The sequence below is a fragment of the Pseudomonas sp. TWR1-1-4 genome (assembly GCF_049897165.1).
Classification (GTDB): Bacteria; Pseudomonadota; Gammaproteobacteria; order Pseudomonadales; family Pseudomonadaceae; genus Aquipseudomonas; species Aquipseudomonas canadensis.
On record NZ_JAFCVS010000006.1, the window covers coordinates 53,760 to 69,414 of the forward strand.

Annotated in this window: 13 protein-coding genes; 8 read left to right on the forward strand and 5 right to left on the reverse strand. The window is 61.5% G+C overall.

What is annotated here, in order from left to right; translation table 11 throughout:
* Window positions 1-139: 139 nt before the first annotated feature.
* Complete coding sequence (locus tag ACP7C6_RS19565) at window positions 140-1,477, forward strand: MATE family efflux transporter (RefSeq protein WP_426109134.1); 1,338 nt, start codon at window positions 140-142, stop codon at window positions 1,475-1,477.
* Here the strand turns inward: ACP7C6_RS19565 and ACP7C6_RS19570 are convergent.
* The 5 genes from ACP7C6_RS19570 to ACP7C6_RS19590 form a co-directional block, all read right to left on the reverse strand.
* On the reverse strand, window positions 1,422-2,315 hold the full coding sequence (locus ACP7C6_RS19570; RefSeq protein ID WP_426109135.1) for an alpha/beta hydrolase: 894 nt from the start codon (window positions 2,313-2,315) through the stop codon (window positions 1,422-1,424). The genes ACP7C6_RS19565 and ACP7C6_RS19570 overlap by 56 nt on opposite strands.
* 98 nt (window positions 2,316-2,413) lie before the next feature.
* Window positions 2,414-4,327 (reverse strand): arginine decarboxylase, encoded by a 1,914-nt coding sequence (gene speA / locus ACP7C6_RS19575; protein WP_065925556.1) that lies wholly within the window; start codon window positions 4,325-4,327, stop codon window positions 2,414-2,416.
* 143 nt (window positions 4,328-4,470) lie between these two features.
* The gene (locus ACP7C6_RS19580) at window positions 4,471-4,842 is read right to left on the reverse strand and encodes a translation initiation factor Sui1 (RefSeq protein WP_025857628.1); all 372 of its coding nucleotides are present in this window, start codon (window positions 4,840-4,842) and stop codon (window positions 4,471-4,473) included.
* Between the two features lie 182 nt (window positions 4,843-5,024).
* Window positions 5,025-5,561: an NUDIX hydrolase gene (locus tag ACP7C6_RS19585; protein WP_426109136.1), complete on the reverse strand. Its 537-nt coding sequence runs from the start codon at window positions 5,559-5,561 to the stop codon at window positions 5,025-5,027.
* A gap of 2 nt (window positions 5,562-5,563) precedes the next feature.
* Complete coding sequence (locus ACP7C6_RS19590; RefSeq protein WP_370468598.1) at window positions 5,564-6,541, reverse strand: DUF2333 family protein; 978 nt, start codon at window positions 6,539-6,541, stop codon at window positions 5,564-5,566.
* 388 nt (window positions 6,542-6,929) lie between these two features.
* Between ACP7C6_RS19590 and ACP7C6_RS19595 the strand changes: the two genes are divergently transcribed.
* The 7 genes from ACP7C6_RS19595 to ACP7C6_RS19625 all read left to right on the forward strand — a co-directional run bounded on the left by ACP7C6_RS19595 (window position 6,930) and on the right by ACP7C6_RS19625 (window position 15,585).
* On the forward strand, window positions 6,930-8,600 hold the full coding sequence (locus ACP7C6_RS19595; RefSeq protein ID WP_028615579.1) for a response regulator: 1,671 nt from the start codon (window positions 6,930-6,932) through the stop codon (window positions 8,598-8,600).
* A 1,466-nt stretch (window positions 8,601-10,066) separates the two neighbouring features.
* Window positions 10,067-10,615, forward strand: a complete 549-nt coding sequence (locus ACP7C6_RS19600; protein WP_405045891.1) for a methyl-accepting chemotaxis protein — start codon at window positions 10,067-10,069, stop codon at window positions 10,613-10,615.
* Window positions 10,616-10,868: 253 nt separating this feature from the next.
* Window positions 10,869-11,324 carry a type II 3-dehydroquinate dehydratase gene (gene aroQ, locus ACP7C6_RS19605; RefSeq protein ID WP_010213488.1) on the forward strand — a complete coding sequence of 152 codons (456 nt, stop codon included), beginning with the start codon at window positions 10,869-10,871 and terminating at the stop codon, window positions 11,322-11,324.
* A gap of 24 nt (window positions 11,325-11,348) precedes the next feature.
* Window positions 11,349-11,810, forward strand: coding sequence for an acetyl-CoA carboxylase biotin carboxyl carrier protein (gene accB / locus ACP7C6_RS19610; protein WP_017136744.1), 462 nt, complete (start codon window positions 11,349-11,351; stop codon window positions 11,808-11,810).
* A 17-nt stretch (window positions 11,811-11,827) separates the two neighbouring features.
* The gene (accC, locus tag ACP7C6_RS19615) at window positions 11,828-13,189 is read left to right on the forward strand and encodes an acetyl-CoA carboxylase biotin carboxylase subunit (RefSeq protein ID WP_010213490.1); all 1,362 of its coding nucleotides are present in this window, start codon (window positions 11,828-11,830) and stop codon (window positions 13,187-13,189) included.
* Window positions 13,190-13,452: 263 nt separating this feature from the next.
* Window positions 13,453-14,331 (forward strand): 50S ribosomal protein L11 methyltransferase, encoded by an 879-nt coding sequence (gene prmA / locus ACP7C6_RS19620; protein ID WP_122685878.1) that lies wholly within the window; start codon window positions 13,453-13,455, stop codon window positions 14,329-14,331.
* 30 nt (window positions 14,332-14,361) lie between these two features.
* Window positions 14,362-15,585 (forward strand): DUF3426 domain-containing protein, encoded by a 1,224-nt coding sequence (locus tag ACP7C6_RS19625; protein ID WP_122685876.1) that lies wholly within the window; start codon window positions 14,362-14,364, stop codon window positions 15,583-15,585.
* Window positions 15,586-15,655: the final 70 nt, after the last annotated feature.

A 15,655-nucleotide genomic window follows, 5' to 3' on the forward strand; every position in this document is an offset into this window, starting at 1 on the left:
TATCAGCCCGCAGGGGGCCGATGCGGTGCTGGTCACATTGACCGACGGAGGGTGGTTTGGTTCTGAGGTCATCCTTGATCAAGTCAAATCCCACAGCCAAGGGCCGCCAGTTACAATGCCGCTCCCCCAAGGAGCCTGCATGCCCACCTTACTCACCGACTGGCGCCACCGCCCCACACACCGCCGCGTCTGGGCCCTGGCCGCGCCGATGATCCTGTCGAATATCTCGGTGCCGTTGGTGGCGCTGGTGGACAGCATGGTCATCGGCCATCTGCCCCACGCGCACCAGCTGGGTGCCGTTGCGGTCGGCGCCAGCCTGTACACCTTCCTCGCCTGGGCCATGGGTTTCCTGCGCATGGGGTCCACCGGTTTCGCCGCCCAGGCTGCCGGACGCAATGACGGGGCGGCGCTGCGACAAATCCTGCTGCAAGGCCTGCTGCTGGCACTGGGCCTGGCAATGCTGTTGGGCACTGTCGGCATTCCGCTGAGCCATCTGGCCCTGGAATGGATGCAGCCCTCTGCCGAACTCAATCAACTGACTCAAGATTTTTTCCACACCCGCCTGTTCGGCCTGCCCGCCGCCCTGGCCAGCTACGCATTGGTCGGCTGGTTTCTCGGTACACAGAACGCGCGGGCGCCGCTGGCGATCCTGCTGACCACCAACCTGGTCAACATCGCCCTGAACCTGTGGTTCGTACTCGGCCTGGATTGGGGTGTGGTCGGTTCGGCGCGTGCGTCCGTCGTGGCGGAATGGACCGGCGCCTTGCTCGGCCTGGCGATGACGCAAAAAGCCCTGCGCGCCTACCCTGGTCATATCGCCTGGGCGGCGCTGAAGCTGTGGGAAAGCTGGCGCCCGCTGCTGGCGGTCAACCGCGACATTTTTATCCGCAGCCTCGCGCTGCAATCGGTGTTTTTCATGATCACGGTGCAAGGCGCGCGACTGGGCGATGCCACCGTGGCGGCCAATGCACTGCTGCTCAACGGCCTGCTGCTGACCGCCCATGCCTTGGATGGATTGGCCCATGCGGTCGAAGCCCTGTGCGGCCACGCCATCGGTGCCCATGACCGCCAGGCCTTGCGTCGTTCATTGGTGGTGGCCGGCGGCTGGTCATTGATCGCCAGCGTTGGCTTTGCGCTGCTGTTCACCGTCGGCGGCCACCTGTTTATCGCCATGCAGACCGACATCCCCAGCGTGCGCGAAACCGCCGACCTCTACCTGCCTTATCTGGCGGCTCTGCCGTTGATTGCGGTGTGGAGTTACTTGCTCGACGGCTTGTTCATCGGCGCCACGCGCGCGCGGGAGATGCGCAATGGCATGCTGCTGACGGTCGTGTTGACACTGCCCTTCGCGTGGGCGTTGCAGGGTTTGGGTAACCACGGGCTGTGGATAACCTTCCTGCTGTTCATGGCCCTGCGCAGCCTTACTTTGTGGGCGATTGCCTGGCGCTTGAACCGGCAGGACCAGTGGCTCGGATAAAGGCTGTGACGCGCTCCAGTACCGGTGCCAGCCAACGCAAGGGTTTGGCGATCGCACCCACCAGCGTCTGATGGTTGGTCTTGCTGAAGTAGACCTCCTCCACGGGCACACCCACCGCCCGTAATTGCTCTGCCTGTCCGCCGGTATTGCGCTTGGGATTAACGAGTTTGTCGTCCGTCGAGGCGATCAAGAGGCTGGAGGGTGCCTCACGGCTGACATGATTGATCGGCTGAGAATCCGGCGGTGAATCAGGGAAGAAAAACACTGGCCTCACCTCTGGGTTTTCAATTGGCAGGAAGTCATAAGGGCCGGCCAGACCGATCCAGCCTTTGAAGATTGACGGCGTGAGGCCAACCTCTTTCAGCCAACGCGCATCCAGCGCCAGCATCGACGCATTATAGGCGCCGGAGCTATGCCCCATTACATAGAGCTGTTGGGGATCACCACCGTATTCGGCGATGTGTTGATAGGTCCAGGCAACGGCGTGGGCGTTGTCTTGGAGGAAGGCGGGATACCGCACTTGAGGGTAAAGCCGGTAATCGGCGATCACCACCACGATGCCGCGCGAGGCCAGGGCTTCGCCGACGAAACCATAGTCGTCCCTGGAGCCGCTGTTCCAGCTACCGCCGTAGAAGAACACCACCACGGGGGCGTTGGAGATAGCAGGAGCTGGCCGGTAGATATCGAGTTTCTGGCGGGGATCATCGCCGTAGGCGATGGCCGAGGTTTTGGTGAAGGTGTTGGAGGGGGTGAGTGCATTGAGCACTTTGATGGGAGAGCAGGCCGCGAGGAATGCCGCGACGGCCAGGGTAAACGCTTGCAAGAATACTCTCGACATCGCCAACCCCTTATACCTGTGAAGACTGACTTATGTGGTGAGCGGGCTTGCCCCGCGCGAGGCAAGCTCGCTCACCACAAAGAGCACGTTGTACGCGGTTATGAGGACAGGTACGAAGACCGTGTCAGGCCCAGGCGCAAAGCGTCCAGGAACTGCGTGCGCTCACTGGCACTGATCTTCGCGCTCGCACACTTGTCACGGTAATGCGTCATCAACTCCTCCGGCGACAAGTGCACGTAGCGCAGCATGTCTTCGATGGTGTCGTGGGTCTCGATCCCGGCGCTGTACACCGAACCGTCTTCACGCTGGTAGATGTTCACCGAGTCGGTGTCACCAAACAGGTTGTGCATGTCGCCGAGGATTTCCTGGTAAGCCCCCACCAGGAAGATACCCAGCAGGTAGTCCTCGCCTTCGTTCAAAGCGTGCACCGGCAGGCTGGTCTCGATCGACTGCTCGTCGACGTACTGCTTGATCTTGCCGTCGGAGTCGCAGGTCAGGTCTTGCAGTACGGCACGGCGCAGCGGCTCTTCGTCGAGGCGGTGCAGCGGCAGGATTGGCAGTACCTGGCCGATGGCCCAGGTGTCCGGCAGGCTCTGGAACACCGAGAAGTTGCAGATGTACTTGTCGGCCAGCTTGTCGTTGAGCTCGTCCAGCACCTGGCGGTGCGAGCGCTGGCGGGCCTTGAGCGAGTTGTGCAGGCGGCGGCACACGGCGAAGTAGCACTGTTCGGCGAGGGCTTTCTCGGCGAGGGTCAGTTTGCCGTCGGCGTACTGGGTGGCCACGTCGCTCATATAGTGAGTGGCGCGCCAGTAGGTTTCGGTGACCATCTCGATGTCGGTCGGGCCGAGCAGGTCCACCAGCCATTGCACGGTTTCCGGCAGGCTTTCCTTGTTTTCGATGGTCGGGATTTCGTCGTTGTGTTTCTCGACGTCGGTCACCTGCACCACCAGCATGGCGTGGTGGGCGGTCAGGGAACGGCCGCTTTCGGAGAAGATGTTCGGGTGCGGCAGGCTCTGCGCGTCGCAGAATTCCTTGAGCATGCCCACGACCACGCCTGCATAGTCGTCCATGTCGTAGTTGATCGAGCTGGCGTTACGCGAGTGCGTACCGTCGTAGTCCACGCCCAGGCCACCGCCAACGTCGATGTGATCCACCGGCAGGCCGAGGTTGCGCAGTTCGCCGTAGTAACGGATGGCTTCCTTGAACCCGTGCTGGTAGTCCGCCAGGTTGGCGATTTGCGAGCCCATGTGGAAGTGCAGCAGGCGGATACCCTGGTCCAGACCGGCCGCGCGGAAGCGCTCGACCACGGACAGCAGTTGCGCCGCCGACAGGCCGAACTTGGATTTCTCGCCGCCGGTGTCTGCCCACTTGCTCGATGCCAGCGACGACAAACGTACGCGCAGGCCGACCTGTGGCTTGACCTTGAGACTGGCAGCCTCTTCGATCACCAGTTCAACTTCGGATTCTTTCTCGATCACGATGAACACGTTGTGGCCGAGTTTCTGGCCCATCAGCGCGAGGCGGATGAACTCACGGTCCTTGTAACCATTGCAGACGATGGTGCCGCCCTTCGGCGCCAGCGCCAATACGGCGAGCAGCTCAGGCTTGGAGCCGGCTTCCAGGCCGATCGACACGTTCTGGGTGGCGATGATGTTCTCGATCACCGCTTCCTGCTGGTTCACCTTGATCGGGTACAGCGCGGTGTACTTGCTCTGGTATTCCAGGCGCTCGATGTTGGCGTCGAAAGCACCGGTCAGCTGGCGTACACGGTCTTGCAGGATGTCAGGGAAGCGCACCAGCAGCGGCAACGACAGGCCGCTCTTGCGCAGCTCGTCGACTTGTTCGTAAAGGTCGACCGGCGTGCTGTTCGGGCCGTTCGGACGGACTTCAACGCGACCGGCATCATTGATCGCGAAATACCCGGCCCCCCAATGGCGAATCCCGTAAACACTGCGGCTGTCCGCAACTGTCCATTGGCTGCCATCGTCTTTGCGTGTGCGTCGTACGGACATCGAAGTCCCCTATAAATGAAGGCGAAAGCGCCGCCCCTGGTTGAGGCTGGCGCAGTCTAAAGAATGAAAATGACGATTTGCCTGCGTGCAAGGTAGGACCCCACGCGCAGGACAGAGTTTAGACACAGGTCGGGAAGAGGCTCTCAGCCGCCGGACTTCTTGGCCTTGTACCCGAGCTTGATCAGCTCGGCCAACAGTAGCTCGACGTGATCGCCCTGGATCTCGATGACACCGTCTTTCAACGCGCCACCAGTGCCGCAGCGCTTTTTCAGCGCAGTGGCTAGTTCCTTCAGCGCGTCTTCGGCCAGCGGCACGCCGGTGATGGTGGTCACCGTCTTGCCGCCACGGCCCTTGCTCTCGCGTCGTACGCGGGCAATACCGTCGCCTTCAGGGATCAGGGTCTGTTTGCAGGTACACGAATCCACGGGCTGACGACAGTCCGGGCAGTGTCGACCTGCGTCGGTGGAAAATACCAGGCCACCAAGGGCGGCGAAGGATGCGGCTTTTTTGGCCACCGGCAATCCTCTTGGGAGGATGAAGACTGATCGGCACCCGCAAAGAGGTGAACCGACCGCGAAGCCCCACTCAGGCAGGGGCAGCGCTACCGAACCGCCAAGGCGGTTCGGGTGAAAAGTCGCGCAGTGTAACCACAAAAAGCCGACTTGCTAAGAGCCAAATGGCGCCAATTTATGCAACTTTAGCGACGTGAGGCCAGATAGCGGCGCAAGCCTTCCTGGGCGTCCGGGCAGTAAGGCTTTTGTTCGGCCTCCTGCAGGACGGTTTCGATAGGTAAAAAGCGCGCTTCCATGACCTCTTCCGGCTGCAGGCGCAGTGGCCCATCCCAGACGGCAGAGTAGGATTTACACCAGAGCCGGCTGTCGCCATCCTCGAAATAGAAATGGTCGTGCTCGACCAACTCCACTCCGCTGACGCCCAGTTCTTCCTCCAGCTCGCGGGCGGCCGATATTGAATAGGATTCACCCGCCGCTACCATTCCACCCGCCGCCGTGTCCCAGAACCCTGGATACATGGCTTTGCTCAGCGTGCGCCGATGCACACACAGCTCGCCACGGGAGTTGAACAGGAAGATAAAAGTGCAACGGCCAATCAGGCCGCGCTGACGCAGGTCGGACCTGACGAGGGTGCCGAGCAGGGTGTCCCGCTCGTCGACCCAGCAGATCAGTTCAGCATCGGAAGCCGCGCGGTGTAAGGCCTCCTTTTGAGTAGCGTCCATCATCAACCCTGGTTGAGTAGCTGACGCAAGTCGATCACTGCAGCGTTTGCCCGGGAAATATAGTTGGCCATCACCAGCGAGTGGTTCGCCAACACGCCGAAGCCACTGCCGTTGAGAATCATAGGACTCCAAACCGGCTCTTGCGAGGCTTCCAGCTCACGAATGATCTGGCGCACGCTGACGGTGGCGTTTTTCTTGGCCAGCACGTCGGCAAAGTCGACTTCGATGGCGCGCAGCAGGTGCGACAGCGCCCAAGCCTGGCCACGGGCTTCGTAGAACACGTTGTCGATCTGCATCCATGGGGTTTCCACCACTTCTTCATCGACCTGCGGCACTTCACCCGGCGCCAAGGCTTCGGTTTTCAGTGCGGTGTTCAATTTCACCCGGCCGACGCTGGCCGACAGGCGCTGCGACAGCGAGCCAAGGCGAGTGGCGACGTCACCCAGCCAGTTGTTCAGGTTGTCGGCACGTGCATAGAACAGCGCGCCGCGCTGGTTCGGATCGGACAGGCGTGCTTCGTAGCGGCTCAGGGAATTGATGCCTTCCTGATATTCCGACTCACTGGACGGCAGCACCCAGCTCTTGTTGTCGAAGTTGAAGCGTGGCTCGGCCTTGGCCAAATCCGCGTCTTCGGCTGACTGCGACTGCGAGCGGGCGAAGTCTTTACGCAGGGCGCGGGTCAGGTCGCGCACCTGCACCAGTACGCCGTATTCCCAGCTCGGCATGTTGTCCATCCACAGGCCTGGCGGGAAGCGATCGTTGGAAATGTAGCCACCGGGTTTGTTCAGCAAGGTGCCGACCACGGTCTTGAGGGTTTCGACCGTGGTGTAGCCCACCACCATCTGCTTGCCTTCTTTCTCGGCGGCCAACTGCGCATTCTGCTGCACCGGAAACAGCGCCGGCTCTTCGCTCCAGTACCAGCCCAGGGCGCCGGTGACCAACAGGTACAGGCCGAGCACGCTGAGCACGGCGCGGCTCATCAGCACGGTACGAAAATAGCCGCGGTTGGCCGACTTGGGCTCAGGCGCGGGGCCTTTGGCGCTGCCTGCACGGTTTTTCCAGTCCAGCATGGCGATATCCTTTCAATCACTTGAGTTCATGCACTTGAATTGATGGCGTGCGTTCAAACACTCCGACCACAACCCTACCCCATCGTGCCAACCCGTGCGGGGCTTTTCGCCAAACTGGCGCACAGGGCACGTTCGACTATAAAGGATGCACGCTTTTTACGCTGCGCGACCATCCAGTCAGCAACTGAATGCGACGGGCACGCAGTTTATTGACGTATGACACTCATCCTATCGGAAAGAGGTGCTAGCATAGAGCCATCAGTCGACCTCAGCATGCACCCTAACTAGTAGTCAGGATATGACCGAGCCAGAAGACCCCAGCCGTGAGCGCCTCAAGCAGCATTTTGCCCAGCGGGTAATTCATCAGGCACGTCAAATTCTTGAGATCTGGCAGCGCCTGCAACGCAGCGAATGGTCCGGCGCCGACCTCTCCGAACTCAGCGAGGCCAATTTGCGCCTGCTGCGTTTTGCCGAACGTTTTGAACAGCCGGAACACGGCCAGTTGGCGCGACACATCGGTGAATCCCTCAAGGCGGTGGACGAAAACCGTGGCCGCCTGAGCAGCCACTTGATCACCGAACTCAATCGCTTGATGCAGCGCCTGTCCCGTACCGGCCTGCGCCAGGGCGACCAGCTCGAACAAACTTTCCTGCCGCCCATGCGCAAGCCGATCTACGTGATGCTGGCCGATCACGACCGCGCCGAGCGCCTGGCCAAGCAGCTGGAATTCTTTGGCATGAGCGCCCAATCCCTCGACAGCGTGGCGGCGTTTCGCGCGTCGATGGCCGAGCGCCTGCCCTCGGCGATTGTGATGGACGTGGATTTCTGCGGCGCCGGCCTGGGCCTCAAGCTCGCCGCCGAAGCCCAGGAAGGCCTGGAGCAAAAGCTGCCGCTGCTGTTTTTCAGCCTGCACGAAACCGATACCCCCACCCGCCTGGCCGCCGTGCGCGCTGGGGGCCAGGAGTTCCTCACCGGCACGCTGGAAGCGTCGAGCCTGTTGGAGAAGATCGAGGTACTGACCTGCGTCGCCCAATACGAACCGTATAAAGTACTGATCATCGACGACTCGCGGGCCCAGGCGCTGCACACCGAGCGCCTGCTCAACAGCGCCGGCATCGTCACCCGCACGCTAATCGAGCCGATCCAGGCCATGGCCGAGCTGGCGGATTTCCAGCCCGACCTGATCATCCTCGACATGTATATGCCAGCCTGTACCGGTACCGAACTGGCCAAGGTCATCCGCCATAACGACCGTTATGTGAGCGTGCCGATCATCTACCTGTCGGCCGAGGATGACCTGGACAAGCAACTGGACGCCATGAGCGAAGGCGGCGACGACTTCCTCACCAAGCCGATCAAGCCGCGCCACCTGATCACCACCGTGCGCAATCGCGCGGCGCGTGCGCGCAACCTCAAGGCGCGGATGGTGCGCGACAGCCTGACCGGCCTGTACAACCACACTCACATCCTGCAATTGCTCGAAGACTGCAGCTTTCGTGCGCGCCGCGAGAACAAGCCGCTGAGTTTTGCGATGCTGGATATCGACCACTTCAAGCGGGTCAACGACAGCCACGGCCACCCCATGGGCGACCGTGTGATCAAGAGCCTGGCGCTGTTTCTCAAGCAACGCTTGCGCAAGACCGACTATATCGGGCGCTACGGCGGTGAAGAATTCGCCATCGTAATGCCGGATACCGACCTGGAATCGGCGTGCAAAGTGCTGGATGAAATCCGTGGGCGCTTTGCCGAAATCCACTACCCCGCCCAGCCCCAGGATTTGTGGTGTACCTTCAGCGCCGGGTTGGTCGAGCTGTGCGACGGTTCCGACAGCCTGATGATGGCGGCCCAGGCCGACGAGGCGCTGTACCGCGCCAAGGATGCCGGACGTAACCGCGTGCAGGCTGCGCGCACATCAAAGCAAAGTGCCACCTTTTCACCAGAATCGACTGATTCGGTCATAACCTTGTAATGAAAACGCAATAACTTCAGGCACTTATCTTTTGCTGTCGGTTGAAACCACGCATGCGCCTGAAGCTGCTGACCAATCTCAATACCCTTCTTCTGGTGGCCGTGTGCCTGGCGCTGGGCGCGACCCTGTGGTGGTCGCAGCGCGCGCTGGAACGGCCTTATTTGCTGATGGAACGCTACCTGGGCCTGTCCCAGGCCTTCCAGAACCAAGCGGCGCGTAATATCGACGACTACCTCGCCAGCGGCGACGCCCTGCGCTTGAGCAGTGCCAGCCAGAGCTTGGAAAACCTGTTGCAGCATCTGGATGAGTTGCCGGCGGACCTCGCGCAAAACCTGCGCCCGAGCCTGGTTGACCTGGATGCGTTCAGCAAGACTGACCTGCTGGCGGCCGGCAAGCTGGCCGGCGACCCGCAAGCCTTGTTGCTGCAGGCCGAGCGCGAATTAGGTGCGAACCTGGAGCAATTGAGTCAGTACGCCACCGGGGTGACTACTCCTGACGCCGCCCGCTATCTGCCGCCTTTGCTGGCTGCGTCGCAGCACCTGGGCAAACTGTCCCTGGCCCGCGACAAACTGGTGAGCAGCGGGCGCGCGGAACTGGCCGATGATGTGGAGCGCGAAGTCAGCAACATCCGCAGCCAAGCCGATGCGCTGGAACAACTGCCATTGCTGGGCGTGAAGGCCAGCGCCGAATCCAGCGCCAACGACTTTTCCGCACTGATGGGCCTGGAGAACACCGAAAAAACCGAAGCCCAGGACACTGGCGTCGACCTCAAACGTGAACTCAACAGCCTGCTGACCCGCTACCCCGCCGAACTCAAGCGCACCCGCGAACAGATCCAGCAACGCACCGACCTGGCCGCCAAGACCCACCAGAAGATCGACACCGTGCAACAAGCCATCGCCGGCCTGGAGCCCGTAGTGCGCGCGCAGCACGGCAAGATCCAGAGCGAAGTGCGCCTGATGCAAGGGGTAATGATCGGCCTGATCCTGCTGATCGCGCTGCTGATCGACACCCTGCAACGCCGCCTGGCGCGGGTGCTGACCAATCTGGCACCCGCCTTGTCGACCTGGGCCGAGGGCGATTTCAGCCAGCCGATTGCCCTGGGTAAGACCAACCGCGAGCTGCACGACATTGAAGCCTCCTTGAACCGCCTGCGCGCCTATCTGGTGGATTTGGTGGGTACGATTCGCGGCAATGCCGAGGAAGTCGCCGGCAGTAGCCGTGCGCTGGCCGAACTGAGCAGCGGCCTGCACGACGGCGCCGAACGCCAGGCCGGGGATACCGCGCAGATCCGTGATTCGCTGGGTGAACTGGAAGCGACCATCCAGCAAGTCGCAGGCGATGCCAGCCAGGCGGCAGGCGCCAGTCGCAGTGCCGGTCAGGCGGTGGAGCAAGGCCAACGTGTGATCGGCCTGAGCCTGACCGGGCTGCATGCCCTGGTCGGCGAAGTGCAGCAGAATGCGCAGATGATCGAAAAACTCGCGGAAGAATCCGCCACCATCGGCGGCGTGCTGACGGTGATCCGCTCAATTGCCGACCAGACCAACCTGCTCGCCCTTAACGCCGCCATCGAGGCTGCCCGCGCCGGTGAGGCCGGCCGTGGCTTTGCCGTGGTCGCCGACGAAGTCCGCTCCCTGGCCCAGCGCACCGCCGGCGCCACCGCAGAAATCCAGACCTTGATCGCCGGTCTGCAAAGCGCCGCCCATCAATCGGTGCAAGGCATGCGCGCCCAGGTCGAACACGCCGAAGCGACCGCCCAGCAAGCCCAGGCAGCGGACGGCGCGCTGGATGAAATCGTCGGGGCTATCCAGACCATTTCCGACACCGCCGTGCGCATCGCCGATGTGACGGCACAGCAGAGTGGCGCCGTCAGTGAGATTCGCGACAACAGCGAGCGGATTCACCAGTTGGGTGAAGATAACTTGCTGCGAATCGGCCAGGGCCGCAGCCAAGGTGAGCATCTGTTGGTGCTAGGTGGGCAGCTCAATACTGCTGTGCAGGCCTTTCGCGTCTGAACACCCACTGTAGGAGCGAGCTTGCTCGCGAAGAACGCGCAGGCACCGCTTTAATCCAGACGCCCCGCGTTATCGTTGACGTTTTTCGCGAGCAAGCTCGCTCCTACACTGACCGAATCCGGCCTCACAGTCACAAATTTCGCGCTATCCTCGCTAATCGTGCTGCCTACTGCATAGAACTGGACAGTCACAAAGGCTTTGCGGCATAGTCGCCGGGTTCTGCCGTACCCACATCAATAACAAGGAACAGCCGATGGCGACCTTACTGGTTCTTCACGGACCCAACCTGAACCTGCTCGGCACCCGTGAACCGGGCGTCTACGGGGCAGTCACCCTGGACCAGATCAACCTCGACCTGGAGCGCAGGGCCCGTGAAGCCGGCCACCATCTGCTCTACCTGCAAAGCAATGCCGAGTACGAATTGATTGATCGCATCCATGCCGCGCGCGGCGAAGGCGTGGACTTTATCCTGATCAATCCCGCCGCTTTTACACATACAAGCGTTGCATTACGTGACGCGTTGCTGGCGGTGAGCATCCCATTCATCGAAGTGCATTTGTCGAACGTGCACAAACGCGAAGCTTTCCGCCATCACTCCTACTTCTCCGACGTAGCGGTAGGTGTGATCTGCGGCCTTGGCGCCAGCGGTTACCGACTGGCCCTGGAGGCCGCCCTGGAACAACTTGAACAACCGGCCAAGCGCCCCTGACCGACCCTTGGGAGTTGATGATTCATGGATATCCGTAAAGTTAAGAAACTGATCGAACTGCTGGAAGAATCCGGTATCGACGAGCTGGAAATCAAGGAAGGCGAAGAGTCCGTACGGATCAGCCGCCACAGCAAGACCCCGGCCCAGCAGTTCTACGCGCCACAGATGCAAGCACCGGCGCCGGCTGCTGCTCCAGCCGCCGCTCCGGCTGCCGCCGCTGCACCTGCCGCTCCAGCGGCTCCAGCGCTGAACGGTTTCGTGGTCAAGTCGCCAATGGTCGGTACGTTCTACCGCACCCCGGCACCGACCTCGCCAGCCTTCGTTGAAGTCGGCGCAACCGTGAAAGTGGGCGACACCATCTGCATCGTTGAAGCGATGAAGATGATGAACCACATCACCGCTGAAAAAGCCGGCGTCATCGAATCCATCCTGGTAGAAAACGGTCAGCCGGTTGAGTACGACCAGCCGCTGTTCACCATCGTTTGAACCGCGGAGCGCCTTCGATGTTGAAACCTGCGAAGAAACTGCAAAAAGTCCTGATCGCCAACCGCGGCGAGATCGCGCTGCGTATCCTGCGCGCCTGTAAGGAAGAGGGCATCAAGACCGTCGCTGTTTACTCGACGGCCGATACCGAATTGATGCACGTGAAACTGGCGGACGAAAGCATCTGCATCGGCCCGCCACTGGCCACGAACTCGTACCTGAAAGTCTCGAACATCATCGCGGCCGCGGAAGTGACCGGCGCTGATGGCATCCACCCTGGCTACGGCTTCCTCGCGGAAAACGCCGATTTCGCCGAACAGGTGGAAAAATCCGGGTTTGCCTTCATCGGCCCGAAAGCCGAAACCATTCGCCTGATGGGTGACAAGGTGTCGGCCAAGGACGCCATGATCGCGGCTGGCGTGCCAACCGTTCCAGGTTCCGACGGCCCGCTGCCGGAAGACGAGGAAACCGCTCTGCGCATTGGTCGCGAAGTCGGCTACCCCGTGATCATCAAGGCCGCCGGTGGCGGTGGTGGTCGCGGCATGCGCGTGGTGCACAAGGAAGAAGACCTGATCGAAGCTGCCAAGCAGACTCGCTCCGAAGCGGGCGCCTGGTTCGGCAACCCGATGGTCTACCTGGAGAAGTACCTGACCAACCCACGTCACGTGGAAGTGCAAGTACTGTCCGACGGCCAAGGCCACGCCATCCACCTGGGCGACCGCGATTGCTCGCTGCAACGTCGCCACCAGAAGGTCCTGGAAGAAGCGCCGGCACCGGGCCTGGACGAAAAAGCGCGCCAGGAAGTACTGGCTCGTTGCGTCAAGGCGTGCATCGACATCAACTACCGTGGCGCGGGCACTTTCGAGTTCCTGTACGAGAACGGTCGTTTCTACTTCATCGAGATGAACACTCGTGTGCAGGTAGAGCACCCGGTGTCGGAGATGGTCACCGGCATCGACATCGTCAAGGAGATGCTCAGCATCGCCGCCGGCAACCCGCTGTCCTTCACCCAGGACGACGTGAAGATGCACGGCCACTCCCTGGAGTGCCGCATCAACGCCGAAGACCCGAAAACCTTTATCCCAAGCCCTGGCCTGGTCAAGCATTTCCATGCGCCCGGCGGCAACGGCGTACGTGTGGATTCGCACCTGTACAGCGGCTACAAGGTTCCGTCCAACTACGACTCGCTGATCGGCAAGCTGATCACCTGGGGCGCCACCCGCGACGAGGCCATGGCCCGTATGCGCAACGCCCTGGACGAAATCGTGGTCGACGGCATCAAGACCAACATCCCGCTGCATCGGGACCTGGTCCGTGATGAAGGCTTCTGCGAAGGTGGTGTGAACATTCACTACCTGGAACACAAGCTGGCTAACCAGTAAGTGCTCCACCCAACAAGGCCGCCTTCGGGCGGCTTTGTTGTTTCTGGGCCCTGGGTTTTGCTGGATGGATACATCACCCTGTGGGAGCGGGCTTGCTCGCGAATGCGGTGCATCAGCTAAAATACTCTTCACTGACTCACCGCATTCGCGAGCAAGCCCGCTCCCACATTTGTTATGTGTACACCCCTCCCGCCGCTCGCGTAAACTTGCGCGCTTTCGCAGCCCTACCCCGCTGCACACTCATTTTTTCAAAGGTGCCCGCCATGCCTTGGCTGCAAGTCCGTCTCGCCATCAGCCCAGAACAAGCCGAAACCTACGAAGACGCGTTTCTCGAAGTCGGCGCCGTGTCGGTGACCTTCATGGACGCCGAAGACCAACCAATCTTCGAACCCGAACTCAACACCACCCCGCTGTGGTCCCACACCCATTTGTTGGCCCTGTTCGAGGACGGCACCGATGCCGCCGCCGTGCTGGCCCACATGGAATTGCTCACCGGCGGCCCGCTGCCAGAGCATCACAGCGAGGTCATCGAAGACCAGGACTGGGAACGCAGCTGGATGGACAACTTCCAGCCGATGCGTTTCGGCCAGCGCCTGTGGATCGTGCCAAGCTGGCACGCCGCGCCTGAACCAGACGCCGTCAACCTGCTGCTGGACCCGGGCCTCGCGTTTGGCACCGGCACCCACCCCACCACCGCGCTGTGCCTGGAATGGCTGGACGGCCAGGACCTGACCGACAGCCATGTGCTGGACTTCGGTTGCGGCTCTGGGATCCTGGCGATTGCCGCATTGCTCTTGGGCGCCAAAGAAGCCGTCGGCACCGACATCGACGTCCAAGCGCTGGAAGCCTCCCGCGATAACGCCGGGCGCAACAACATCCCTGAAAGCAAATTCCCGCTTTACCTGCCGGAGCAACTGCCCCAAGTGCAGGCCGACGTGTTGGTCGCGAACATCCTCGCCGGGCCACTGGTTTCGCTGGCGCCGCAGCTGTCGAGCCTGGTCAAGCCGGGCGGGCGCCTGGCGTTGTCGGGCATCCTGGCCGAGCAGGGCGAAGACGTCGCCGCTGCCTACGCGAAGGATTTCGAGCTGGATCCGATCGCCAACCGCGATGGCTGGGTACGCATCAGCGGTCGTCGGCGCTAGAATGAGCGCTTGCCTGAATCGGATGGCCGCATGACCGACAGTTTCGTCACCCAGTGCCCGCATTGCCAAGCACGCTTTCGTGTCAACCACGCTCAATTGAGCGTGGCCCGCGGCGTGGTGCGCTGTGGTTCGTGCCTGCAAGTGTTCAATGCCGCTCGTCAGTTGCTGGAGCAGCGCGACCAGGCGTCCGCACCTGAGCCAGACGTGCCGGTTGAGCTGACGCATGAACCAGCGCGGGCCATCAGCCAGAAGCAGTGGACTGCCGAAGAGCTGGACCTGGACAATCTGGACCTGGACGAAGAACTGGCCAAGCTGGAACGCCGCGAGATTCAGCACACGTTGCCGATCGGTGCAGATCGTCGCCAGTCCGGTATCGACCGCCGCCAAAAGGAAGAATCCTTCAGCGCCAGCCGTGACACGGTCAAGGCCGAAGAGGAAAAATGGGCAGCGAGCTTGTTCAGCGAGCCGCCTGAAGAGCGCATCGACGTCACTGAAGACGCACCCGAACCTGCGACGAGGCAGCGCACAGAACCGTCCATGTCGTTCCACACCGACGATATCGACGATGAGCCGCCGCTGCACTCAACGCCAGACGATGACGACATCGAACCGCCGTTCACGCCACTGACCCAATCGGCCGATGACGTAGAACCCGAAGAACGCCCCAAAGCCCGTCGCAAGCGCCCGCGCGCCGAAACGAGCGTGCAAGACGACCAACTGCTGGATCTCGAAGACGACCCGCTGCACCTTTACGCGCAAAAGCGTCCGGCCAGCCTGGGCCGTCGTCTGATCTGGCTATTGCTGGTACTGATCGCCGCCGCCGGTCTCGCAGGCCAGTACATCGCCTACCAATTCGACGAACTGGCCCGCCAGGACGCCTATCGCCCGTGGTTCCAGCAACTGTGCCCCACACTGGGCTGCACGGTGCCATCACGGGTCGATATCGCCCACATCAAGAGCAGCAACCTGGTGGTGCGCAGCCATCCGGATTTCGCAGGAGCACTGGTGGTGGACGCGATCATCTACAACCGTGCGACCTTCTCCCAGCCCTTCCCACTGCTGGAGCTGCGGTTTGCCGATTTGAACGGCAGCCTGATTGCCAGTCGTCGCTTCAAACCCGCCGAATACCTCAGCGGTGAGTTGGCCGGAGTAAGCGAAATGCCATCGCAGACCCCGATCCATATCTCGCTGGATATCCTCGATCCGGGCAATAAAGCCGTGAACTACAGCCTGAGCTTTCACTCGCCAGAGTGAATCGGTGCATGGGTTGAGATTTGACGGCAGGTTATTGACTTTCCCGGGCGCGACCAAACCGGTGGCGATA